At 60.8% G+C, this 22,877-nt stretch carries 19 protein-coding genes and 2 pseudogenes; 10 read left to right on the plus strand and 11 right to left on the minus strand.

The window, feature by feature from the left end:
* Positions 1–30: 30 nt before the first annotated feature.
* The 4 genes from AB4Y71_RS15745 to AB4Y71_RS15760 all read right to left on the minus strand — a co-directional run bounded on the left by AB4Y71_RS15745 (position 31) and on the right by AB4Y71_RS15760 (position 3,507).
* Complete coding sequence (locus AB4Y71_RS15745) at positions 31–927, minus strand: sulfite exporter TauE/SafE family protein (protein ID WP_022876881.1); 897 nt, start codon at positions 925–927, stop codon at positions 31–33.
* 65 nt (positions 928–992) lie between these two features.
* Positions 993–1,289: a rhodanese-like domain-containing protein gene (locus AB4Y71_RS15750; protein WP_441721825.1), complete on the minus strand. Its 297-nt coding sequence runs from the start codon at positions 1,287–1,289 to the stop codon at positions 993–995.
* Between the two features lie 121 nt (positions 1,290–1,410).
* Positions 1,411–1,995 (minus strand): rhodanese-like domain-containing protein, encoded by a 585-nt coding sequence (locus AB4Y71_RS15755; protein ID WP_022876879.1) that lies wholly within the window; start codon positions 1,993–1,995, stop codon positions 1,411–1,413.
* Positions 1,996–2,109: 114 nt separating this feature from the next.
* The gene (locus AB4Y71_RS15760; RefSeq protein WP_022876878.1) at positions 2,110–3,507 is read right to left on the minus strand and encodes an MBL fold metallo-hydrolase; all 1,398 of its coding nucleotides are present in this window, start codon (positions 3,505–3,507) and stop codon (positions 2,110–2,112) included.
* Positions 3,508–4,024: 517 nt separating this feature from the next.
* On the opposite strand from AB4Y71_RS15760, the gene AB4Y71_RS15765 reads away from it, so the two are divergent.
* The 3 genes and pseudogenes from AB4Y71_RS15765 to AB4Y71_RS15775 all read left to right on the plus strand — a co-directional run bounded on the left by AB4Y71_RS15765 (position 4,025) and on the right by AB4Y71_RS15775 (position 6,441).
* Positions 4,025–4,282: a metal-sensitive transcriptional regulator gene (locus AB4Y71_RS15765; protein ID WP_022876876.1), complete on the plus strand. Its 258-nt coding sequence runs from the start codon at positions 4,025–4,027 to the stop codon at positions 4,280–4,282.
* A 263-nt stretch (positions 4,283–4,545) separates the two neighbouring features.
* Positions 4,546–5,574: pseudogene (locus AB4Y71_RS15770) on the plus strand (Na+/H+ antiporter NhaA); the annotation flags it as partial.
* 537 nt (positions 5,575–6,111) lie between these two features.
* The gene (locus AB4Y71_RS15775) at positions 6,112–6,441 is read left to right on the plus strand and encodes a PDDEXK nuclease domain-containing protein (protein WP_441721830.1); all 330 of its coding nucleotides are present in this window, start codon (positions 6,112–6,114) and stop codon (positions 6,439–6,441) included.
* 277 nt (positions 6,442–6,718) lie between these two features.
* On the opposite strand, the gene AB4Y71_RS15780 is transcribed toward AB4Y71_RS15775, so the two are convergent.
* A complete protein-coding gene (locus AB4Y71_RS15780) occupies positions 6,719–8,242 on the minus strand; it encodes a SulP family inorganic anion transporter (RefSeq protein ID WP_441721833.1) in 1,524 nt (507 codons plus the stop codon).
* A gap of 176 nt (positions 8,243–8,418) precedes the next feature.
* Between AB4Y71_RS15780 and AB4Y71_RS15785 the strand changes: the two genes are divergently transcribed.
* Positions 8,419–8,823 carry a MerR family transcriptional regulator gene (locus AB4Y71_RS15785; RefSeq protein WP_441721836.1) on the plus strand — a complete coding sequence of 135 codons (405 nt, stop codon included), beginning with the start codon at positions 8,419–8,421 and terminating at the stop codon, positions 8,821–8,823.
* A 194-nt stretch (positions 8,824–9,017) separates the two neighbouring features.
* Here AB4Y71_RS15785 and AB4Y71_RS15790 read toward each other — a convergent pair whose 3' ends face one another.
* The 4 genes from AB4Y71_RS15790 to AB4Y71_RS15805 are packed head-to-tail and all read right to left on the minus strand — an operon-like array spanning position 9,018 to position 13,604.
* Positions 9,018–11,045, minus strand: a complete 2,028-nt coding sequence (locus tag AB4Y71_RS15790) for an acyltransferase family protein (RefSeq protein WP_441721839.1) — start codon at positions 11,043–11,045, stop codon at positions 9,018–9,020.
* Positions 11,046–11,094: 49 nt separating this feature from the next.
* A complete protein-coding gene (locus AB4Y71_RS15795) occupies positions 11,095–11,472 on the minus strand; it encodes a helix-turn-helix domain-containing protein (protein WP_441721842.1) in 378 nt (125 codons plus the stop codon).
* Positions 11,473–11,509: 37 nt separating this feature from the next.
* Positions 11,510–11,986, minus strand: coding sequence for a hypothetical protein (locus AB4Y71_RS15800; protein ID WP_188687254.1), 477 nt, complete (start codon positions 11,984–11,986; stop codon positions 11,510–11,512).
* 10 nt (positions 11,987–11,996) lie between these two features.
* A complete protein-coding gene (locus AB4Y71_RS15805; RefSeq protein WP_188687255.1) occupies positions 11,997–13,604 on the minus strand; it encodes a peptide chain release factor 3 in 1,608 nt (535 codons plus the stop codon).
* An 86-nt stretch (positions 13,605–13,690) separates the two neighbouring features.
* On the opposite strand from AB4Y71_RS15805, the gene AB4Y71_RS15810 reads away from it, so the two are divergent.
* The 5 genes from AB4Y71_RS15810 to AB4Y71_RS15830 all read left to right on the plus strand — a co-directional run bounded on the left by AB4Y71_RS15810 (position 13,691) and on the right by AB4Y71_RS15830 (position 19,830).
* Positions 13,691–13,930 carry a hypothetical protein gene (locus AB4Y71_RS15810; protein WP_441721847.1) on the plus strand — a complete coding sequence of 80 codons (240 nt, stop codon included), beginning with the start codon at positions 13,691–13,693 and terminating at the stop codon, positions 13,928–13,930.
* Between the two features lie 168 nt (positions 13,931–14,098).
* Entirely contained in the window at positions 14,099–15,613 is a 1,515-nt protein-coding gene (locus tag AB4Y71_RS15815; RefSeq protein ID WP_441721850.1) for a SulP family inorganic anion transporter, read from the plus strand.
* An 18-nt stretch (positions 15,614–15,631) separates the two neighbouring features.
* Complete coding sequence (locus AB4Y71_RS15820) at positions 15,632–16,861, plus strand: MFS transporter (RefSeq protein WP_441721852.1); 1,230 nt, start codon at positions 15,632–15,634, stop codon at positions 16,859–16,861.
* A gap of 90 nt (positions 16,862–16,951) precedes the next feature.
* Entirely contained in the window at positions 16,952–17,737 is a 786-nt protein-coding gene (locus tag AB4Y71_RS15825; protein ID WP_441721855.1) for a universal stress protein, read from the plus strand.
* A gap of 464 nt (positions 17,738–18,201) precedes the next feature.
* Positions 18,202–19,830, plus strand: coding sequence for a ribonuclease J (locus tag AB4Y71_RS15830; protein ID WP_441721858.1), 1,629 nt, complete (start codon positions 18,202–18,204; stop codon positions 19,828–19,830).
* A gap of 638 nt (positions 19,831–20,468) precedes the next feature.
* Here AB4Y71_RS15830 and AB4Y71_RS15835 read toward each other — a convergent pair.
* A pseudogene (locus tag AB4Y71_RS15835) lies at positions 20,469–20,642 on the minus strand (IS110 family transposase); the annotation flags it as partial.
* A gap of 645 nt (positions 20,643–21,287) precedes the next feature.
* On the opposite strand from AB4Y71_RS15835, the gene AB4Y71_RS15840 reads away from it, so the two are divergent.
* Positions 21,288–21,710 carry a hypothetical protein gene (locus AB4Y71_RS15840; RefSeq protein ID WP_441721861.1) on the plus strand — a complete coding sequence of 141 codons (423 nt, stop codon included), beginning with the start codon at positions 21,288–21,290 and terminating at the stop codon, positions 21,708–21,710.
* A gap of 279 nt (positions 21,711–21,989) precedes the next feature.
* Here the strand turns inward: AB4Y71_RS15840 and AB4Y71_RS15845 are convergent, their stop codons facing one another.
* On the minus strand, positions 21,990–22,424 hold the full coding sequence (locus AB4Y71_RS15845; protein ID WP_441721864.1) for a hypothetical protein: 435 nt from the start codon (positions 22,422–22,424) through the stop codon (positions 21,990–21,992).
* Positions 22,425–22,877 lie beyond the last annotated feature (453 nt).

Below are 22,877 nucleotides of genomic sequence, written 5' to 3' on the forward strand. Positions count from 1 at the left end.
CTGGAGGGGCAACACGGCGGGGAGCCGGGGCTAGCGGGCTTCGGTTGCCGTGGTGGTGGCGGGTGAACCCAGGGACTTGCGTCGCAGGGGGCATGCGGGGATGGCAAACCAGCACAGGGCCGCGGCCGCGGCGATTGCGGTGGCCGCGAGGCCCAGGATGAGGTTGGCGGGGGAGGGTAGTTCCTGGACGAGGACGAAGACGCCCATGGCCAGGACGAAGAAGCCAAAGCCCTTGCGCAGGGCCGCTTCGGGGATGCGTCCGGCCAGGCGTGCGCCGAGGAAGGAGCCGAGGATCGCGGCGGCTGTGACTCCGCCGACAAGTGTCCAGTCCAGGGTGACGGTGGTGAGGTAGCCGCCGAGTCCGGCGAAGGACTTCATGGCGATAACCACCAGCGAGGTGCCGACGGCGACGGGCATGGACAGGCCGCCAAGCAGGGCGAGTGCCGGAACGACGAGGAAGCCGCCGCCGGCACCGACGAGCCCGGTGACCAAGCCGACGACCAGGCCCTCGATGATGACCTTGGGCACCGGCAGATCCCCCTGGTGGGGTGCGCCTGCGGGGTTCTTACGGCCGCGGATCATGGCCAGGGAGGTGGCGACCATCATGAGGGCGAAGGCGATCATGAGGATCGTTCCGGGAATATGGCCCCCCAGGAGGCCGCCGCCGAAGGCCCCTGCCATGCCGGCGGCGCCGAAGACGACTCCGGTGCGCCATTGCACACGTTTCTTGCGGGCGTGGGTCACGGCGCTGACGGCGGAGGTCGCGCCGACGACGAAGAGCGAGGCGGCGATGGCTTCCTTGGGGTTCATGCCGGCGACGTAGGTGAGGATCGGGACGGTGAGGATGGACCCGCCCCCGCCGAGCAGGCCGAGGGAGATCCCGATCAGCACCGAGAGCAGGAGGGTGAGTGCGAGGGTGAGGGTCATGGAGGTGGCCTTGTCTGGGAAGGAAGGGCAGGGGACGCGGGTGGGGTTGGCGCCGGGGTATGGCTTTAGGTGACGGGCAGGCCGGCACGTTGCCAGACGGTCATGCCGCCGGCCATGGTGTCGGCGGTGAATCCGGCGCCGGTGAGGGCGTCGGCGACGCGGGCGCTGCGGTTGCCGCTGCGGCAGATGACGATGACGGGGCGGGTCCGGTCGATCTCCCCCAGGCGGGTGTTGAGCTCTCCCATGGGGATGTGGATGGCGCCGGGGATCATTCCCTCGGCGACTTCGAAGTCTTCGCGGACGTCAAGGACCTGGTCCGTGGCACGTCGCTGGTCGGTGTCGGTGATGGTGATTTCGGGCATGGTCTGCTCCTTCGGGGGGCGTGTTCAAGCGGTATGTGGGTGCTTTCCGGGCCCGGATCAACGCGACCCGGGCCCGGAAACCGGGAGGAATCCGGTTGGCGGCGGGCCAACCGGGTGTGCGCTAGGACTTCTTGGGCGGAAGCTGGGCGAGGACCGATGCACGGGTCGGTTCGTTGCCGGTCTTGTTCCACGGCATCTTGGCCAGGGCCTTGCCCATGGCGCAGGTGTTGGTGGCCGCGGAGAAGGTCAGGCCCGCGCCGATGGCACCGGCGACGGTGCGCAGCTGCGGGGAGAGGAACTTCCCACCCACCAGCCCGGCCACCACGAGGGAACCGGCGGCCATGCGCACCTGGCGTTCCAGGTCCCAGCGCTTGGAACCCTCGACGGTCCCGCCACCGGCCTGCTTGTAAGCGGGGACGCCGCCGGACAGGACATGGGCGTTGCCGAATCCGACTGCCGCGAGGTGTGTCTTGGCTTCGGTGGCGCGCACGCCGGATTGGCAGACCAGCACCACCTTGGTGTCGAGTTTCGAGGCGAGTTCCTCGGTGTGTTCTGCCAGCAACGGGAGGGGGACGTTGTAGGAGCCCTTGATATGCAGGGATTCGAATTCGGCGGCGGAACGCACGTCCAGCACCACGACGTCGGTGCCGGTATCGATCCAGTCCTTGAGCTCTTCGGGGCTGGTGGCCTGGGGGATGGTGTTCATGGTGGTGTGGGCCTTTCTGCCGGGCATGGCGCCCGGCCGGTCCCGCATCCGGAAAGGGGGATGCGGGACCGGGAATACGTAGAATTTATTGTTGAGGGATGGGCAGTGGAGAACCTAGGCGTTCTGCATTTGCTTCCAGTCGGCCCATCCGGCGTAGCTGCCCTCGAGTTCAACGACGTCGAACCCGGCCCGGCGCAGGGCGGAGGCGGCCACGGAGTTGCGCACCCCGGACTGGCAGAAGCTCACGATCACGCCGTCGGACGGAAGCTTGTCGGTGTTCCAGAGCACCCGTCCGGCGTTGAGCTGTTCGGAGCCGGGCACGTGTCCGGCAGTGTGCTCGGTCTTGTTGCGCACATCCAAGACCATGGCCGCATCGAACCCTGCCAGGTCGGCCGGGGAGATCGTGCGGGGCACGTAGACCGGCAGGCCGTCCAGGGAAGTGATGTATCCGGCGACGCGGTCGATGCCCACGCGGATGAGGTGGTCCCACATCTCGGTGGCCGTTTCGCTGTTGGGAGCCAAGAGCACCAGCGGTCGCTGGTCCGTTTCCGGGTCCACGGCCCAGGCACCGTAGCTTGCCGCCTTGGTGCCGGCGGGAATGTTCAGTGCCCCTGCGACGGTTCCCTCGTGGACCTCGGTGTGGTGGCGGGTGTCGACAATGCCGATTTCGTTCGCGGCCAGGGCGGTGGCAACGTCCTCGATGGCCAGCTGGGCCAGCGGTGCGCGTTCGCCCAGGACGGCCGGACCCTGGCGGTTTTCGCGCTTCATGCGGCCGAAGTAGGCGTGGGCGTCGGGCTGCCCGTCAAGCAGGGCCTCGACGAATCCAGCCTCGTCGTTTGCCTCTAGGTAGGGACCCCACCACGCGAAGTTGCGCTCATACCCGACGGTGGAGGACGGGATGGCGCCCAAGGCCTTGCCGCAAGCGCTGCCGGCGCCGTGGCCCGGGTAGACCTGGACGTAGTCAGGCAGGGTCAGGAACTTGTTCTTCAGCGAGACGAAGAGGTCGTGGGCCCCGGCGAAACGGGTGTCGGTACCGCCGGCGGCCTCGTCGAGCAGGTCCGGGCGGCCCAGGTCCCCGGAGAAGACGAAGTCGCCCGAGAGCAGGAAGCCCGGCTTGTCACTGAAGGCGCCGTCGGTGACCAGGAAGGAGAGGTGTTCGGGGGTGTGCCCCGGGGTGTGCAGGGCGGTGACGGTGATGTTTCCCAGCGTGATGGTGGACTGGTCAAAGAGGCGTTCGGCTTCGAATTCGTATTGCCAGTCCGGCCCGCCCTCGCCCGAAACGTAAATCTCCGCGTCGGTGGCGGCGGCCAGCTCCCGGGTGCCGGAGAGGTAGTCGGCGTGGATGTGGGTCTCGGTGACGGCGGTGATCTTCATGCCGTTTTTTGCGGCAAGGTCCCGGTACACCTGGATGTCGCGCCGGGCGTCCACCACGAGGGCCTCGCCCTTGGCCTGGCAGCCGATGAAGTAGCTGGCCTGTGCCAGGTCCTCGTCATAGATTCGTTCGAGAAGCATTGGTTCTCCTTGTGGTTGGTCAGTTTACCCTTCATACCCCTGGGGGTATCCGGTTCACAGACAACAATAATACCCCCTGGGGTATCCGTCAAGTCGTTCACGGATGCACAAAAAAGCGGCGATCGACACCATCGGGAATGGTGCCGATCGCCGCAGGCGCATGCGAGGCTGGGCCTAGCGGCCCAAGAGGCGCGCGAAGAAGCCGCCTTTCTTGCCGGACTCCTTCGGGGCATTTGGATCGCAGGAGCAGCGCTCGCTCCGCGGCACGTGGGCCATGACCTGCTTGACATGCTGGCCACATCCGGCCCAGGTGGTTTTCTGGCACTTACGGCATTTGGTCGCACGGCACATATGGTGACTCCTTGCGTCTGGGGTTGTTGATGGAGACTTGGCCGCCCCCTCTGTATTCGAGTATGGCATATACCCAAGGGGGTATCGAGAATCACTGCCATTGATACGCTAAGGGAACCCCCGGGGGTATACCATTGAAGAAATCAACACCTTGAAGGGACCCACCATGGAACTTGAAGCGGACACCATGAAACCGGCCATCAACAGGCTCAAGCGCGCCCAGGGCCAGCTTAACGCCGTGATCCGCATGCTGGAGGAAGGCGGCGACTGCCGCGCGGTGGTCACCCAGCTTTCCGCCGCCTCCAAGGCCATAGACCGTGCCGGGTTCTCCATTATCGCCACCGGGCTCGAGCAGTGCCTGAAAAGCGAGGACCCCACAGCCGACCGTGCTGACATGGAAAAACTCTTCCTCTCCCTGGCCTAGCCCCAGCCATCCAGCGATAGCTCTCGCCGAGACCACCCATGGAGTCCGGCAGGACCACTGCGCGAACTTCGGCAGTGCGGCGGTTCCGCAACCGCCGAAGAATCACTCCCTGCCGGCAAGCGGGCCGTAGCGATCAGCACCCCTGTTCACTAATCAGACGCCGCGCACCGAGCGACAGCAGTCAATGTGGGTGCTTGATCCATCGGCCCGAAGATGCAACAGCCAAGGCCAGAAAACACCGCCACTAAGCACTGTGAAAAACAGGCCACTTATCGTTGTGGCTCACAGCCATTGTCCCTGTCGCTGCAGCGGTGGGCGGCGTGGTTGTGCCGGCGCTGATCTATGCAGCAGTTAACTGGTCTGACCCGGAGGCGATCTCGGGCTGGGCTATCCCTACTGCCACTGACATTGCCTTTGCCGTAGCGGTTCTGGCGGTGATCGGCTCGCATTTGCCTACCCCGCTGCGTATCTTCTTGTTGACATTGGCGGTGGTTGATGACCTAATGGCCATCACCATCATCGCTTTCTTCTACACGGACGAAATCAATTCCACGTCGTTGCTGCTGGCGCTCATTCCCCTAGCGCTGTATGGCTTCTTGGCGCAGAAATACCGAAGGTTCTTCGGGCTCAAATCATCGGCTGCCTGGTTCATCTTGCTACCGATCGGCTTCGCAGCTTGGGCTTTGCTACATGCTTCAGGCATTCATGCCACGGTCGCCGGGGTTGCCCTGGCCTTTACCATTCCGGTTCTGCATCAGGCCAAAAAGGACAAACATGAAAGTGGTCCGGGGCTAGCGGAGATCTTCGAGCATCGTTTCCGTCCGTTGTCGGCTGGATTCGCAGTGCCGGTCTTTGCGTTCTTCTCAGCCGGCGTGGCCGTAGGCGGGATGGAAGGGCTGCTTTCGGCATTAACTGATCCGGTGGCTATAGGCATCATGATTGCTCTGGTAGTGGGAAAGCCGATCGGGATTTTGCTGGCAACCTGGTTGACCTCTAAGCTCACGAAGGCCACTTTGGACCCGGAGCTGAAGTGGGTGGACCTCTTGGGAGTGAGCCTGCTGGCAGGAATCGGTTTTACCGTTTCGTTGCTTGTGGCTGAACTCAGTTTCGGCTTAGGGGACCCAGCTAACGATCATGCCAAGGTAGCGATTCTGGCTGCCTCTATCCTGGCTGCGGTTCTGGCATCCATTCTTCTGGGCATCCGCAATCGTCAATATCGGAAGCTGCTTGCAGCGGAGAGTATCGATGATGATGCGGATGGGATTCCGGATGTCTATCAGCAGGGGAAATAGACGCCGCTGGCGATAGGGTCAATTGAACGCGTAGTTTTTCGTCACCAGCGGAGGCATGGTGCGCGGTACTGCAGAGATGCTGCGCGCATGGATCTTTCAATACTCATGTGGCGCATGATGTTTCGATGCATAGTTTGTGGCACTGGGTTTTGCGACTATGTTGTCGATAAATTTGTTGAATTTTCACCTAACTAAAATTTTTCCTTGAAGTTCGAAAACTACTGTGCCAAAAACGACTGATATTGACACTGCGCTAGGTTAGCCCTGCATTATTGTGCCACGCAATGCATTAAGCGCGATACGTTGATCACTGCAATTGTCCAGATGCCGTCTGGACAATTGAGCTGGAGTCATAACGTCAGTTCTGCTGAACAAGCTTGATGAGCTTGGGCTGCGGAAGTGGTACGCACAACGTGCCCTTCAACGTGGTTGGTCGTTGGCAGTGTTGGAACACCAGATTCGCACTCAATTGCATGTAAGAGTAGGGTGCTGCCCCCGAATATTCTCGAGTCTCGTTTGTCAAGTGAGGGGACTGCCTTGGCGAGGGAAAATGCTAAAGACCCTCTCATCTTTGATTTCCTTGGGCTCGCCGAAGAAGCGCAAGAGCACGCTTTGGAAGAAGCTATGACGTTGCGTTTTTCTCAGATGTTGGCAGGGTTTGGTGGGGGTTTTGCGTTCGTAGGTCGGCAGTATCATCTTGATGTCGATGGCGATGATTTCTATATTGATCTGTTGCTGTATCACGTGCCGTCAGACCGCTATGTTGTTGTTGAGTTGAAAGCTGGAAAGTTGAAACCCGAGAACTTGGGGCAATTGAATTTCTATGTTGCGGTTTCCCAGTCAGACACCAACAGGGGGGGATCTTAGTCTGTGGGTCGAAGAATGACCGGAAGGTGTGTTACGCGTTGGATGGTTCGACGCAGCCGTTGGCAGTTTCGTCGTATACGTATGAGGCGCTCCCTGAAGAGAAAAAGATTACTTTGCCGTCTCCGGAGACTATCGCAGCTGCACTAGAGACTGAGGGTGACGATGGTAGATAGCCTGCTCCATGAGACCTCTTGCAACCCAAAATTTTTGCGACACTGCACAATAAAAGGTAGCGACGGAACTAGATTCCGTCGCTACCTTTACGTTAATCGATGTATTAGTGCCCGCCGCCGAGCTTGCCGCCCAGGCGTTCGCGCATCTTCAGGCTCGCGGTATTCAGCCCTTCGATCTCCACTGTTTTGCCGTATTTCTCGTACTTCTCCGTAATAGCATCCAACGAGGCGATGGTCGAAGCGTCCCACAGATGCGAGTTGTACATGTCGATGACCACCCGGTCTGGATCCTCCGCATACTGGAACTGGGTGTAGAGATCGTTGGAGGAGGCGAAGAACAATTCCCCGTTGACCTCGTACTTGGCGATCTGCTCCCCGAAGTGCTCCTCCAGGCGGCGTTCCACGGTGACTAGGTGGGCCACCCGGTTGGCGAAGAGCACCATCGCGGTGAGCACCCCGACCCCGACCCCGATGGCCAGGTTGTGCGTGGCGACGGTGACCACGACGGTGGCCAGCATGACGGTGGTTTCGCTCTTGGGCATCATGCGCAGGGTGGAGGGCTTGATGCTGTGCCAGTCGAAGGTGGCCACGGACACGAAGATCATCACGGCCACCAGCGCGGCCATCGGGATCAGCGCCACGATGTCGCCCAGGGCCACCACTAGGATCAGCAGGAACACCCCGGCGAGGAAGGTGGAGATGCGGGTGCGTGCCCCGGAGGCCTTGACGTTGATCATGGTCTGCCCGATCATCGCGCAGCCGCCCATGCCGCCGAAGAAGCCGGTGATGATATTCGCCGCGCCCTGGCCCCAGGATTCGCGGGTCTTGTTCGAGTGGGTGTCGGTGACGTCATCGACCAGCTTGGCGGTCATCAAGGACTCGAGCAGGCCGACGAAGGCCATGGCCAGCGCGTAGGGGAAGAGCACCTGCAGGGTTTCGAGATTCAGCGGGATATCCGGGAAGAGCAGCGTTGGCAGGGACTCGGGCAGCTGGCCCTTGTCGCCCACCGTGGGCACGGCAACCGAGGCGAAGACGGTGATCAGCGTCAGCAGCACGATGGCCACCAGCGGGGCCGGCACGGCGGTGGTGAGCTTGGGCAGGCCGAAGACGATCAGCAGGCCCAGGGCAGTGAGCGGGTAGACCAGCCAGGGCACGCCGAGTAGCTCGGGGACCTGGGAGAGGAAGATCAGGATACCCAGGGCGTTGACGAAGCCGACCATTACCTGACGCGGGATGAAGCGCATCAGCTTGGCCACGCCGAGCAGCGCGAGCAGCACCTGGAAGATGCCGGCCAGGATGACCGCGGCGATGAAGTAGTCCACGCCGTGGCTGGCTACCAGCGGCGCGATGACCAGCGCGATGGCGCCGGTGGCCGCGGAGATCATCGCCGGGCGCCCGCCGAGGAAGGCGATGGACACGGCCATGGTGAAGGAGGCGAAGAGCCCGAGGCGCGGGTCCACCCCGGCGATGATGGAGAAGGCGATGGCCTCGGGGATCAAGGCCAAGGCCACGACCAGCCCGGCGAGCACCTCTGTTTTGAGCAGCCGCGGGGATTTGAGCGTGCGCAGCACCGACTGCCGCTCTTCGGGATTCAGGGTCGGCGGGCCTGCGGTTGCTTGGGTGCTCACAAAAATACTCAACTTACTCTCAGGGGAACAAAGGCCTAGGACGAATCGGAATACCGCCAAGGCGCAATGTTGAAAATGCAAAACAACTTGGGAGATGGCACGATATACCTACTGCTTCAAAATTGTAACTTAACGTCGTGTTAGGGTTTAAATAGTTATCGTGGAGGTAATTCGCAATGGAACAAGACGCGAGTGATGTAAAAACCATGCACATTGGCGAGTTGGCGGAGACCACCGGGCTGTCCTTGAGAACTATTCGCCACTATGACGAAGTCGGCCTATTGCCGGCCAGCGGACGCACGGACGGCGGCTTCCGGGTTTACACCGTGGCCGACATGCATCGGCTGCAGGTAGTCAAGCAGATGAAGCCCCTTGGATTCTCTCTCGATGAGATGGCCGAAATCCTGGCTCTTCTGTCCGACCGCGACAGCGGAGAGCTGGCCGAAGTTGCCCGGGAGCGTCTGGCATTCTTGACCGGTGAAGCAAAGACCCGGCGAGAAAAGATCATTCGCAATCTCCGCCAGGCCGATGAACTGATCGACCGGCTGGAATCCTCCGGCGAAGCCTCAGTCGGGCAGTAGACCCAGCGCCGACCCAGCTTCAGCTCCCAAGCGAATGCATTGCCCCCGCGCTGGCTTGCCAACGCGGTGAGTGCGTTGGGTCAAGCAGCCCCGACGCTCAGTAGGGTTCGGCACGCAACCGACCAGCTCAGCTAAGCCTAGGTTTCGATTCGTGCTTACGGGGTTCTGCTCTGGAGTAACGCAGCCCAAGGCCTTTACCACCCGGTTTTTTCAAGGATTTCCCGTTTGATAGCTGGAGTCATCGTCTCAACATACGTCTTGTTGAGATGGTCGTAATCCCGGTACACGTAAACATTTCCGACTATGGCAGGACATGTCAGCTGCGTGCATATTGCATCGGTGAAATCTACGGAGTGCAATAGCGGCACGTCCGCGGACAGCTCTTCCAAGGGGTTATCGGGTGGAATCACCTCATTGCGCGGAGGGTTGCACTGTGCGGCGGAGCTGCCATGCAGCGCGACGCATTCGTACATGTTGAAATCGAACCTTGGATTGTCCCGAATGGCGAGGACCTCGATCTTGTTCTCCAGGAAGGGTTCAATGCCTGCTGCATACTCTGGAACCATAGTTTCCCGGGGCGCCTGCGCCAGGCTCATAGTGCCCAAGGTAATCACCGCATCGGGCGAAAGCTCGAGTACGTGCTCACGCGCTGCTGCATTATGCGCATTGCAGGCCGGGTCTCGCTCCGTGGACTCGGCACCATAACGACAGGCGTTTTTCAGCAATGAAATGACTCGCCAGTTCCGCTCCTGAGCGAGCGGCATGATTCCGGTCATCAGCTGCCGGGCATGCGAGTCGCCGATGACGGCGATGGTCTTCTGCGCAGGAGCCGTCGGTTCTATCTGGTGGCAGGAGTCGATGGCCGCATGATCGGGGGCGTATTTCTGCTCGCAGGCGGGGCCGGCGTTGCCCCATTGCTCGTCCAATGCTGTTGCCGCAGGGATGGGTAGCGCGTTTTTCGACCTCTCGAAGTCATTGGCGCCCAGCGCGGCCGCACCGGGGTTCAGCTCGCGGCTCTGGTGCTGGAGCTGCGTCTCGGCATGATGTATGCGGTTCTGCCATTCGAGCAGTGGCACGGCCACCATCACTGCCAAGACAACGAGAAAGCTGGCGCTTATTCGCTCATAGGTGGTTGCCAAAAATCTTAGTGGACGGTCGAAAAACCGTTCCGTGCACCAAGCCAATAAGACAGCCAACGCAATGATTCCCAGCCCTTCAGCTATCGTCACCGCGTCTTTCTGCTTTATCACGAAGTAGACGACCAGGAGCGGCCAATGCCACAGATAGATCCCGTAGGACAGGTCGCCAATTCTTTGTATCGGTCGTGCGGTCAGCCAACGGTCCGCTCCCCACCGATGCGCGGTGGATCCTGCGGCAATTACCAGGGCGGCGCTGAGGGTGGGCAGCAGGGAACCCCACCCCGGATAGGCCGCGACATCGCGGATCAGTATCCCGCAGCTGGCCAGACCCAGCAGCCCAACCCAGCCTAGGACAACCCGAAGGCCCGGTCGCAGCCGCACATGAGGCAGTGCCAGCGCGAGCAGGGATCCGAGGGCAAACTCCCAAAGCCTGGCTCTGGTATCAAAGTAGGCCGAGCCAGATCCGGCATTTGCCTCAGCGATCGCGAAAGCCATGGAGCCGAGAAAAATCGTCAGGAACAGAGCTGCGGCGATCGCCGTGAACGAAGGCCTGTACCGTCGGGCAATGACTGCAGCCATGAGCAACAGCAAGGGCCAGAGGATGAATACCTGACCCTGGATGGACAGGGACCAGAAATGCTGGAAGGGACTGGCTGTCGCTGCATCAGCGATCTGATAGTTTCCCGACTCCAGGACCAAGGCCCAGTTCTGGGCATAGAGCAGCGAGGCCCAAGCGTGTTGGATAAGCTGCGTCCAGCGGATTTCGGGGAAGAGCAGCATGATCGAGGCCAGCGTGGCGAGCAGGACTGCAGTTGCTGTCGGCGTCAGGCGGAGGAAAATCTTGCGCCAGTATTTGGCGATGGCGAGGGGGCGGTTGTTTGCTGCACGCGCCGCAAAAGAAGAGGTCAGCAAGAACGCAGAAATAAGCAAGAAGGCATCGACGCCCCCAGAGACTCGGCCAACCCAGATATGGTAGATCAGTACCAGGGCCAAGGCCAAAGCCCTTAGCCCGTTGATCTCGGGGCGGAACCGGGCGCTGGGCGGCGAGCTGTGTTGCCGAGGTGTTGGTGCTGTCAGTGTCAAGGGGCCCCTTTCAAGGATTCACCGGTTTCTGCGTAGCCGGGCCGGTCGGCTACTCGTTGCTTGCCGATTTGCGCTCCAGGGCTGCAATGAAGCTGTGTGCCTCCGTGAGCTGCTGCTCCAGCGTGTTGAGGCTAATCCGAGCCTCGGCAACGAGAGTCTGAATCCGCGGCAGTCGCGCGGCATCCGGGTTTTGGGTGACATCCAGCATTTCTGCAATCGTCTCCAGATCGAATCCCAGGAACTTCAGGCATTTGATGCCCAAGACCTTGGTGCAGTCCGACTCCGAATAGACGCGAAATCCGCCTTCCGTGCGTGTGCTGGCCGGGAGAAGTCCGATTTCTCCGTAGTGCCGGATGGTTCTGAGCGATAAACCGGTACGGTCGGCTAGTTCACCAATGTGCATTGTGTGCTCTGCGGTGCACGCCATGGCATCCTCCAAACTGTCGAAGATTGACGTCTCAGGGTCAGGAGACGAAATTGGGCGGAAAGAATTCAGGCGGCAAGTGCGGGAGGAGCTGCTGCACCGTGAGAATCTCGGAAATGGCGCTCGCCTGCTCCGCCAGTTCCGCGGTGGAAGGCAGCAATGAGCCGTCGTAGCTGATGTGCGCCGCATTCTTGGTGTTCCACAGCCCCTCGGCTGCGACGTAATTCTGTGTAGCCACGGCGGTGAGGAAGTCGCCAAGGAATTCGGATCCGGCGTGTATGAAGTTCAGGGTTTCAGGAACGGTTTCCTGAATTGCGCAGAGGAACCGCCCCAGCGTGAAGTCAAAGAGGAATCCGGTTTGCCGGGCCCATTGCTCACGATCAATGGGTCGCAGCTCCTTGATCAAGCGGATCCAGGATTGCCGATCGGCTCCTGCATGCAGCTGGGCGGTGATCTGACTTACTAGGAAGTTCTGCACCAGCTCGTAATCGTCGGTTTTCAATACTTGATTGTCCATCGCTTCTCTCTTAGGGTTCGTTGGTTTCGTTGGAGCCAGACAGGCTGAAAAATTCGAGTTCGGGCCGGTCGCGCTTAATGGCTTGGTACTTCCAGATTGACGAGAACAAAACGACAACTGAACCATCGGCGCGAGTCGCCACTTCGCACTCGGCCTGCGATCGTTTGGCGAGGGCCTCGTGGGCTTCCGTGGTGGAGCCGTAGCACAGGGTCATCGGCAATTCTTCGTAATCGATCGGTGCCGAGAACTCCTCGGCCATGCGTGAGGAGACGATTTCGAATTGCAGCGGGCCGACGGCACCGAGGATCGGAGATTGCTCACCGAGGCGTTCGGCGATGAACACCTGGATTGCGCCTTCCTGCCGAAGCAGTTCCAGGCCGCGCCGGAACTGCTTGTATTTTGCCCCGTCGGTTGCCCGCGCAACTCTGAAATGCTTTGGCGCAAAGTGCGGGAGTGGGGGAAAAGCGACCGGTGTCTCGCCGTAAAGCGTGTCCCCGGGGCTTAGCGCCGTTGCGTTGACCAGTCCGATCACGTCGCCGGGCCAGGCTATTTCCAGAGTGGAGCGGCGGCTTCCAAAAATCTGTTGTGAGTATTTCGTGGTGAAGGGCCGCCCGGTTTGTGCGTGGTGGACCACCATTCCGCGTTCGAATACCCCTGAACAAACGCGAACGAAGGCGATTCGATCGCGATGGGCGCGATTCATGCCCGACTGTATTTTGAAGACATATCCGGAAAAATCTGTTTTGACGGGGCGCGGGTTGTCGCTGATGTCGATTCGTGCCCCCGGTCTAGCGCCATGCCGGGAGATGAAATCCAATAGCTGCCCTACACCGATATTTCTATGCGCCGCGCTGAAGAAGACTGGTGTTCCGGCACGGGCTAGGAAATCCGCGGGGCTGAATGCATAACCGTCGAGTTGGAGCAACTGGATTTCATCCAGACAGGTGCTTCCATCAGCGCCGAACACCGAGTCGAGATCTGCTTCAGGCACGGGGGTCTGCTCCGGCCGGTGTGCCCCCGCAGAGGATTGCTCGTAGCGGTAGGCCTTCTTGGACAGGGGCTCGTACAGTCCGCTGAAGCGTTCGGCATCCCCGATGGGCCATGTGATGGGCATGGGGCGCATCGTGGTCACTCGCTCTATGTCATCGATGAGTTCCAGCGGATGCTTGCCGGGCCGGTCCCATTTGTTGATCACGGTGATCACGGGGATCGAGCGTTTCAGGCAGACATCCAGCAGCTGCAGGGTTTGCGCCTCGAAGCCTTTGGCTGCGTCGAGCAGCACAATCGCCGAGTCAACGACCGCCAGGACCCGAAGAGTGTCTTCGGAGAAGTCGGCGTGCCCGGGAGTGTCAACCAGGTTCACTACCGTGCCGTCGATCTCGAATTGGAGCGCCGAGGAGGTGACCGAGATGCCGCGTTCCTGCTCTATGGCGCTCCAATCGGAAACGGTATGGTGCCTGCCGGATTTTCCGTGCACGACTCCGGCGGACTCGATGGCCTGGGCATGGAGCAGCAGTGCTTCGGTCAGGGTCGATTTTCCTGCGTCGGGATGCGCGATTATTGCGACGGTGCGCCGGCGGTCGGCCTCATGGGTAATTTCGGTGGGCGTCGCATACATAATACCGCAACCATACCATAACGTAAGAGTAAGGTTTGGGCCGCATTGCCGCCGCCGGCGAACTCGATTGAGGGGATGCGCCGGCAATGGTACCGGTGGTGGTGGCGTCGATCACATGGTCAAAACACTACCTTTACGTCATGGTAGTGTTTTTCGTGATGGGAAATGCCTGCGTGAGCAAAGGCGCTGGCTTCCCGAACATGAAACCCCGAAGTTTTGAAGCCGTCCGGCAGGACGCCGCTTCGCGCAGCTGGTTCCGAGGTGCCATGCGCGTTATTTTTACCGGATCTGGGCGGCGCCTGATTCCTGTCTATGGCCATGGCTAGAAGGCGTCGACGCAGAACCAAGCTGAAGTTGCATTCGCCTGCAGAAGCTGGAGCGAACGCTGAATGATCCGGGCTGCCCGTGCCACCGTGCACGAGCGGCCCCGCCGAAACTTATTGACCTACCGGCGCACGGCGCCGACGACCGATGGGAGCCTGATGGCAACTAGCATGCATACACCCCCGATGGCAGGGCTGAGCCCTGAAGAAAGGCAGTCCGTGTGGCGAACGCTCAAATCGCCCCGGCTGCTGAAAACCGAGGTCCTGGCAGGCCTCGTCGTGGCCCTGGCGCTGATCCCGGAGGCCATCGCCTTCTCGCTGATCGCCGGGGTAGACCCGCGGATCGGCCTCTTCGCCTCCTTCACGATGGCGGTGTCCATCGCCTTCCTGGGCGGGCGCCCGGCCATGATCTCCGCCGCCACCGCGGCTACCGCCCTGATTATCGCGCCCTTGGTCAAAAGCCACGGCGTGGACTACTTCATCGCCGCGGTGATCCTGGCCGGCATCTTCCAGGTCATTCTGGGCATCCTTGGCGTAGCCAAGCTCATGAGGTTTATTCCACGCTCGGTTATGGTGGGCTTCGTCAACGCCCTGGGCATCCTGATCTTCACTTCCCAGCTGCCCGAACTCATCGATGTGCCCTGGCTGGTCTACCCGCTGACCATTGCCGGACTACTGGTGATCTACCTGCTGCCGCGGCTGACCAAGACGGTTCCGGCCCCGTTGGTGTCCATCGTGCTGCTCACCGCCGCAGCGATCGTGTTCGCGTTGAACGTGCCCACCGTGGGCGACAAGGGCGAGCTGCCGCAGAGTCTGCCCAGCCTGTTCATCCCCAATGTGCCGCTGACCTTCGAGACCCTGCAGATCCTCTTCCCGTTCGCGCTGGGCATGGCGATCGTGGGCCTATTGGAATCCCTGATGACCGCGAAGCTCGTCGATGATGTCACCGACACCCACTCGGACAAGCCGCGCGAATCCTGGGGCCAGGGTGCGGCGAACATCATTACCGGATTCTTCGGCGGCATGGGCGGCTGCGCCATGGTGGGCCAGACCATGATCAACGTCAAGGCCTCCGGGGCGCGCACCCGGATCTCCACCTTCCTGGCCGGGGTATTCGTGCTCATCCTGGCGGTGGCGCTGGGCGATATCGTGGCGCAGATCCCGATGGCCGCGCTGGTCGCCGTGATGATCTTCGTCTCCGTGGCCACCTTCGACTGGCACAGCATCAAGCCCTCCACGCTGCGCATGATGCCCAAGAGCGAGACCATCGTCATGCTGGTCACCGTCATCTTCACCGTCGCCACCCACAACCTGGCCGTCGGCGTGGGCGTCGGGGTGCTCGCCGCGATGGTGCTCTTCGCCAGCCGCGTGGCGCACCTGGTCACCGTGACCCGCACCGTCGAGGAGCACTTCGGTGAGCAGATCGCCAAGTACGAGGTCAACGGCGAGCTGTTCTTCGCCTCCTCCAACGACCTGTACACGCAGTTCAGCTATGCCGAGGATCCCGGGCATATCGTGATCGACATGTACAACTCGCACCTGTGGGATGCCTCCACCATCGCGGCCCTGGACTCCATCACGGAGAAGTACGCGAAGTACGGCAAGACCGTGGAGATCGAAGGGCTGAATACCGCGAGCCTGAAGATGCGCGAACGCCTGGGCGGCAAGCTCGGCGGTGGGCACTAGGCGCTGGGAGCCGAAACGGTGGCACGCGCCCGCGCCGCACACGGATTCCCGGCCGCATGGCTGGGAATCGTCGCGGCCGGCGGGGTGCTCTCCGCGATGAGCGCCCCGGGACAGACCGCTGGCCTGTCCGTCTTCACTGATCCGATTATTGCGGATCTGGGCATTAGCCGTTCGGCGGTCTCGCTGAGCTATCTGATCGGCACGCTGATCGGAGCCCTCGCCCTGCCATTCCTGGGCCGAGCCATGGACCGTTGGAGCCTGCGTGCCACCATCGCCGGAATCGGCCTGGCATTCGCCGGATTCCTTTATGCCCTGAGTTTCGCCGTGGACGCTACCGGCCTCACCTTGGGCTTCACCGGGATTCGCCTAGCCGGGCAGGGGGCGCTCTCGCTCGCGGCGACGACCTTGGTGGCCCGGTCCATCACCCGCCACCGCGGGCTGGCCTTGGGCTTGGCGAGCGCTATCGGCTCAGGCGGAATCTCCATTGCCCCCTTTGCCCTCTCCGGACTCGTGGCCGGCGTGGGCATTCAGGCCGCGTGGCGCCTGGAGGCGTTTGCCGTGCTGTGCATAGTGGTGCCGACAGCGCTGCTGCTGCGCGGAGCGTCCGGGCGGAAGTCGCCGGATCGCCTGGACGCCGGGTTCGCGGATGCGGATGGCAGCGGATGGACGCTGGCTCAGGCCTCGCGTACCGCAATGTTCTGGATGCTCGTCGCGGGCGTGTCCGTCACTGGCTTGCTGACTACCGCCTTGGCATTTCACCAGATCTCGGTGCTGGGCGCCCAGGGGCTGGGGCCGGCCGAGGCGGCAGCGAACTTCCTGCCGCAAACCATCAGCGGCATCGCGGCCACGCTGGGCGCCGGGGCGCTGGCGGACCGCATTGCGCCTAAATACTGCGTCACCTTCTCGATGGCTGCCATGGCCGCGGCTCTGCTCCTCGTCCCGAGTGTTTCCCCGGGGTGGCCGGCCATTGCCTTTGGGCTAGTGCTCGGGGCGGCGGGCGGTAGCCTGCGCGGTATTGAAGCGGCAGCTTTCTCGCGCTACTTCGGTACGGTCCATATCGGTTCCATTCGCGGATTTGCCACCTCGATTGGGCTGGCGGCGACCGCCCTCGGGCCGATTCTGCTTTCTCTGGCCCGCGACGTAGCGGGCAATTACGTCGGCCCGTTGCTGGTTTTTGCCGCGTTGCCCCTGGTGGTGGGCGTCGTATCGGTGCTTATCCGCGAACCCCGGGCCCTTGCGGCGCATTAGGTTCTGCTGGCCGGGGCGGCTGCGGATGGACGCCTTCAGGCCGTTTGTTGGCGAAGGAAAATGACCGTTACGTTATGTTAGAGTCCCAATATGACGACTATCACCGATGCCATACTCCTGGGCTATGGCGGTTCCGAACATAGTAAAACGGCTCTGGCATGGGCTGATGAACTCGCTGTCGAGCTTTCGCGGCCGCTGCAGGTATTGGTGTCCGCACTGCATGTTGCCGCAGTTGCGGATGTCCCGAAGGAATACCAGGCAGCCCACGTCTCCGATGAACTCGACCGGATTCTGGCCTCGGCAAAGACCGAAAACTCCGCTGTGTCCACCGTGCTCCGATCTCCCGGGGAGGCGCTGGTTGATGCGGCGGAATCGGCCTACCTCACGGTCTTGGGGGCGCGCACCCAGGGTCCGCTGCAAAGTGTGCTGAACGGGTCCGTCAGTCAATACGTGATACGCCACGCGTCCGGACCGGTGGTGGTGGTGCGTGAGCTGCCCTCCGCGCGCACGGGGCGGATCGTTGTCGGGGTCGATGGGTCCGAGCACAGCCTCAGAGCGCTGGAGTTTGCCATGCGCCATGCTCAAGAAACTTCGAGAAGCGTGCTTGCCCTCCAGGTCTTCAAGCAGCCTGAAAACGCCACTGACGCACACATCGAGCAGGCGATCGCGAGGGTATTCGAGAACTTTTCCGGTGTCCGGACAGAGGTTCGGCGGGTGCAGGGTATCGCTGCGGAGGAGATCGCCAAGGTTAGCGGCGATGCCGACTTGCTGGTGATAGGCACCCGAGGGCAAGGGCCCATCCGCACGTTGCTGCTTGGTTCAGTCACCCAGTCTGTGCTCGAGCGTTCCGCGTGCCCCGTGGCAGTCATTCATTAACGACAAATACCAGGGCTGCGGGTGGACCTAGGCCCCGCCGGGGAACAGGCTTCCGGCGGCATGCCCGGTAGCGACGGTGACCTGGTGTAGACGATAGCTGTATCGTCTACATCAGGTCACCGCATCAACAGATTTAAGTAAACTCCAGATCATGGCAGCGCGCACGACTGGAAAAACGCATGGAATTAGCCCAAAAGGTGCAGCTCAGCCGATATGTGCGTTGTCTCAGGTTGCTGGATGAAAATGCTTTGCCTGACTCGGCGCTTGCTGAGCTTCGATACTGTTTCCTATGCCACGGTGCACACCGCAAGGCCTATTTCCGCGTGGCCGGAACCGGAGCTACAGATCCGGTTGCCGCAGCTCCGGCGGCGCCCATTGGCAGTACCCCCACAGTCACAACTAGAGAACGGTTTTTCATGACCAGAAAACGACATTCACCGCCACACCCCCTCGCCGCGGGAACCATGCGGATCACCCCCTTGGGTGGCCTCGGTGAGATCGGCCGCAATATGACGGTCTTCGAATACGCTGGCAAGCTGCTGATCGTTGATTGCGGCGTCCTGTTTCCCGAGGAGCATCATCCCGGTGTAGACGTGATCCTGCCCGATTTTTCGGCTCTCCGAGACCGTCTGGACGATATCGTTGGCCTAGTGATTACCCACGGCCACGAGGATCACATCGGAGGGATCCCCTATTTGCTCCGCGAGCGAAGCGATATCCCACTGATCTCGGCACGGCTGAGCCTGGCCTTCGTGAAAACGAAACTGCAGGAGCACCGAATCACCCCAAAGACGGTTCAAGTCAAGGAAGGGGAGAAGAAAAAAGTCGGCCCATTCGACCTCGAATTCCTGGCCGTGAACCACTCCATTCCCGATGGTCTCGCCGTGGCCATCACCACTCCGGCCGGGAAGATCCTGCATACCGGCGACTTCAAGATGGACCAGTTCCCGCTGGACCGCCGTATCACCGATCTGGCCGGTTTCGCCCGACTGGGCGAAGAAGGCGTGGACCTGTTCCTCGTGGATTCCACCAACGCCGATGTCCCGGGTTTCATGGCAGCTGAAGCCGACCTCGCACCGGCCATCGACACCGTCATGCGCACCGCGCCACGCCGAGTCATAGTCTCCAGCTTCGCCTCGCATGTGCACCGCATCCAGCAGGTTATCAATTCCGCGCATCAGCACGGGCGCAAGGTCGCCTTCGTGGGCAGATCCATGGTCCGGAACATGGGGACCGCGAAAGAACTGGGCTACCTGAAAATCCCACGCGGGGTTCTGGTGGAGTTCAAGGCGGCCGAAAAAATGGCACCGGAAAAAGTAGTCATCATCTGCACGGGTTCCCAGGGCGAGCCCATGGCGGCACTGGCGCGGATGGCCAGCCAGGACCATGTCATTGACCTCGTCCAGGATGACACGATCCTGCTGGCGTCCTCCCTTATCCCGGGCAACGAGACGGCGATCTACCGCCTCATCAACGACCTGACCAAGCTTGGCGCCAACGTCGTGCACAAGGGCAATGCGAAGGTGCATGTCTCCGGGCATGCCTCGGCCGGAGAACTGGTCTACTGCTACAACCTGGTCCGGCCCAAGAACGTCATGCCTGTGCACGGAGAACCACGCCATTTGAAGGCCAATGCCGAGCTGGCGATCCGCACCGGAGTCGATCCTGACAACGTGTTGATCACCCAGGACGGAACCGTTGTCGACCTCGTCAACGGCCGCGCACGCGTTGCCGGCAGCATTCCGGCCGACTACGTATACGTCGAGAACATGGTCGCCGGCGCCGCCACCGAGGAATCCCTCCAGGACCGCGTTCGCCTGGCCGAAGACGGCGCGTTGAGCGTCCTAGTTATCTTGGACCCGGAGACCGGCGTCCTGGAGGAAGCGCCGGAGTTCTTCCCGGTGGGATTCAAATTCTCCGCGCAAGAACGCAGCAAAGCCACCGGCGTAGTGCAGAAGGCCTGCTCCGGGGCCAAGGGCTTCAAGGCTGGATCTTCCGTCGAGGGCATAGTTGTCGAGGCGCTCACGAGGTGGACGGATCGTGCGCTGCGGCGCAAGCCGGTGATCACCGTGATCATCGTGGATGCGATCTAAATGATTATGAGCTTCTAGACAGCTCGGCGGTGCAGCATCGGCCGTGTTCTGGGCTGATGCCTTCAGAGTGGGCCTAGGGTATCGCCGGCTCCGCGGGCGCAATCCCGCAATGATGGGGATCTGAGTTCTCTGACCCAGCGAACTCACAGATTTCCTATCGGAGGGCTAGCAAGGGTCGCTATTTATTTAACTCCATGAGCGCATTTGTTCGGTTATTCCCGAGTCACTGCAAAGACTGGAACTCTCCTTACCGCGCAGATCAAGGGGCACGCCGCTCTTACATGCCTAGCGAAATGCCTCTGCCACGTCTTTGGGAAGGGGAATGAGATCTCTGAGACTGTCCAGCGCCGTTCTGAAAATATACTAGTACGTTAAGGAACTGTGGTCTTCCAGGGAAGCCCCAACCCAGAAATGATTACCTTTGCTGATATATCGGAGGCCACGGGGCCCTGACGCTGCCATATCCCGTTTTGCTACCCTCCAACTCTTGCAACGCAAGAGGCAACGTGGAGGCGACGATGTATTCCCTCGTTATGTTTTTGATATTCCCTAAAAGAGGATCATAGGGACAGTCGGCCGACCAATCTCGGCATCGTGTTTTTCCCCTGTCTAAACAATGATCCGAATCTTCTATATCGTCAACCAGCCAATATCGGGACGCCAGACAACGAATGAAGATCGTTTAATAAGCGATACAGGCGCCTACCTAAATACCCTTTCAAAATTCCCCGGCCTTCAGACGATGATTTGCCTTCGGACTTGCACTGTTCTGCGTAGGCACGAGTTTCAGGGCCATGAAGCTGTCTAAGAATTTGGGTTGCTGCGTTACTCATGGCTTGCACCTTCCAGCCGTGTTGCTCCGTTTCAGCGGTGCTGAACCGCGCGGAATCCAAAGTCTCCAGCGTAGTGGGTCTCGGGGCTGAAAGCATCGCATGGTGCAACTGCTTAAGGTTCAGTGCCCGCTGTCAAACAAAGCAAGCTTTACACGTTGGCCAGGCCAGGCAGCGTGGTTCCTTGACCTTCAATCCAGCCGGTGGGGCGAATTGTCTGTCAGGTCATTTGGTATTGCATTGGGCAAGAGATCGTTTTGCATAGCTTGCATTGGACTCGCGTAAACGTCAGCCGAACGCGAGCGGCCGGCTGTGGACCGGCCTGGCGTCCGGTCTTTTCCTGTTTTTTGCTGCTGTCCTTCGGAGTGTACGGGCCACCTCCAAACCCACAAGCCACTCGCTGCGCTTCGGGCGTGCTCCACCAGAAATTCTCGGGTCCGCGCTCCTTCGTCGCTTCTTTCGGCCCAAGATTTTCGTGGATTGCGCACCCCTGACGGGTTGATGGGTTTTCCGGCTGGCCCCGCTTCATTTCATTTCGCCAGCAGGCAAAAAACAACCGGGGGAGGGCTCGTGTGGGTGGCTGGCAACCTGCCCCTCTTTCCGTGAAGCGAAAGGAAGCAAAAACCTATGCAGACCACGACCAAGGACACCGGTGAAACCGTCACCGTCCCAGCGACTGTCGAACGCGACATGTACGGCGAAGGGTATGACTGGATGGAATCACTGGCCGGCACCGGATGGCACGAAGTGCCAGGGTGGGGCCGCGAGGGTTGGGACCTGGGATCTTGGCCATATATTATCTTCGCCGCCGCCAAAACTGAAGACGAAACTGGGAAGCTGTTCGGATATTGCACCTATGTGGAAGGCGACGTGACCGCGCGCTGGTACCGCAGTTGCGAGGCCCGCAACCTGGCCATCAGCAAGGAAGCTTTCTGGTACTGGGCCAGCGGGCAAGCAGACGGACCAGAAGCATTGGAAGGGATGAACCCGCAAGAGTTCAAACAGATCGACGGGCTATGTGAACCATACATTCCGGACTTCGGTAACTAACCCAACACTTTGGCCCTGAACGCGTGAGCGTTCAGGGCCAAAGATCTGTCACGGGAATTCTGCCTGAGGCGATGGGCTGTAATATCAGCCTCGCTATTGTGGATGAATTTCCAGCGCACACGCACCGGGGCTGCTTCGCTGCGTGGATTGCGCATGAGGCTGTCTGAAGACAAGAGTGTTCGCGCGTCGAGGTCCGCAATCCATGGCCCACCGTGGGCCGAACACATAAGCTTAAACTCGCTGCATCGAGAGATGTAGAGCCACGCTCAGCACTCGGCCCTAAACGTTGGCCGCAACTCCGGAAGCCTGCCCCGCGGCAATCGAAGCTGGGTCCTGGGCAGTGTCTTCGTTTTGGTCCTCGACCGGCGCTGGTTGCTTCGCTGGAGCCGCTGCCGGTAGGAAGTTCTTCAACTCCGAGGAGCTCAGCCCCAGACGCTCACCGATCGACTTCTTCGACTCACCGGTGCCGAGCATCTGCTCAATTACGGACGCCGCTGSAGCGCGTGCCTTATCCTTCTTCGCCTCCGCAGCCGCTTGCAGCTCGGCGATCTTCTTCGCTGTGTCCTCATCGATCAGTTCAATCTCGTCCTCATGGATGAAGAACGCGGCCGCCAACTCGATCAACTGCTCATTGCGACGCGTGATCTCCTCAGCCTTCGCCCGCGCCTTCTCTCGGGCGGCCACCGCTGCAGCAGACTTGCGTGGCTTACTCATCAAAACACTTCATCCTTCACCAACTCGAAAACAAAATTTTGCGAGGGGACACCCCTCGCGCACCCCACCCAAAAAACGCGTTAACGGGCTTCGCTGACGCTCAGGCTCTGTCCTGCCCGATGTTTCCCACCTGTGGACGGCTTTGAGATCAACTGCCATCTCCACCCGCCCACACGTGGAAAACAACGGGCCACGGTTTCACACAAGAGACTTGCCCTGGGCACAGCTGCGACCCTATCAAACCCACCTTGGACGCACCTGCACACAGCGAAGATCGCATATGCAAAACCGCACCAAAAACATCCTTCTTTTGATGGCCAGATCTCTTTGCCCGGTTCTGCACTATTTCTTCTTCGTTCCTCAAAGGATGCAGATCCGACCAACTTCATGGATCGGTAGCAGCCCTCCGGTCAGTGCCATCGACGACACGCAAGAGCCTTGACCCGCCACATT

This window comes from Glutamicibacter sp. MCAF14, assembly GCF_052114325.1.
In the GTDB taxonomy this organism is placed as follows: Bacteria; Actinomycetota; Actinomycetes; order Actinomycetales; family Micrococcaceae; genus Glutamicibacter; species Glutamicibacter arilaitensis.

Bases quoted from the DNA above. Each gene is read 5' to 3' on its own strand.
- AB4Y71_RS15755 (WP_022876879.1), bottom strand. From the start codon at position 1,995: ATGAACACCATCCCCCAGGCCACCAGCCCCGAAGAGCTCAAGGACTGG.
- AB4Y71_RS15795 (WP_441721842.1), bottom strand. From the start codon at position 11,472: ATGGCGTGCACCGCAGAGCACACAATGCACATTGGTGAACTAGCCGAC.
- AB4Y71_RS15750 (WP_441721825.1), bottom strand. From the start codon at position 1,289: ATGCCCGAAATCACCATCACCGACACCGACCAGCGACGTGCCACGGAC.
- AB4Y71_RS15840 (WP_441721861.1), top strand. From the start codon at position 21,288: ATGCAGACCACGACCAAGGACACCGGTGAAACCGTCACCGTCCCAGCG.
- AB4Y71_RS15785 (WP_441721836.1), top strand. From the start codon at position 8,419: ATGGAACAAGACGCGAGTGATGTAAAAACCATGCACATTGGCGAGTTG.
- AB4Y71_RS15800 (WP_188687254.1), bottom strand. From the start codon at position 11,986: ATGGACAATCAAGTATTGAAAACCGACGATTACGAGCTGGTGCAGAAC.
- AB4Y71_RS15805 (WP_188687255.1), bottom strand. From the start codon at position 13,604: ATGTATGCGACGCCCACCGAAATTACCCATGAGGCCGACCGCCGGCGC.
- AB4Y71_RS15825 (WP_441721855.1), top strand. From the start codon at position 16,952: ATGACGACTATCACCGATGCCATACTCCTGGGCTATGGCGGTTCCGAA.
- AB4Y71_RS15810 (WP_441721847.1), top strand. From the start codon at position 13,691: ATGGTACCGGTGGTGGTGGCGTCGATCACATGGTCAAAACACTACCTT.
- AB4Y71_RS15765 (WP_022876876.1), top strand. From the start codon at position 4,025: ATGGAACTTGAAGCGGACACCATGAAACCGGCCATCAACAGGCTCAAG.
- AB4Y71_RS15745 (WP_022876881.1), bottom strand. From the start codon at position 927: ATGACCCTCACCCTCGCACTCACCCTCCTGCTCTCGGTGCTGATCGGG.
- AB4Y71_RS15760 (WP_022876878.1), bottom strand. From the start codon at position 3,507: ATGCTTCTCGAACGAATCTATGACGAGGACCTGGCACAGGCCAGCTAC.
- AB4Y71_RS15830 (WP_441721858.1), top strand. From the start codon at position 18,202: ATGCGGATCACCCCCTTGGGTGGCCTCGGTGAGATCGGCCGCAATATG.
- AB4Y71_RS15815 (WP_441721850.1), top strand. From the start codon at position 14,099: ATGCATACACCCCCGATGGCAGGGCTGAGCCCTGAAGAAAGGCAGTCC.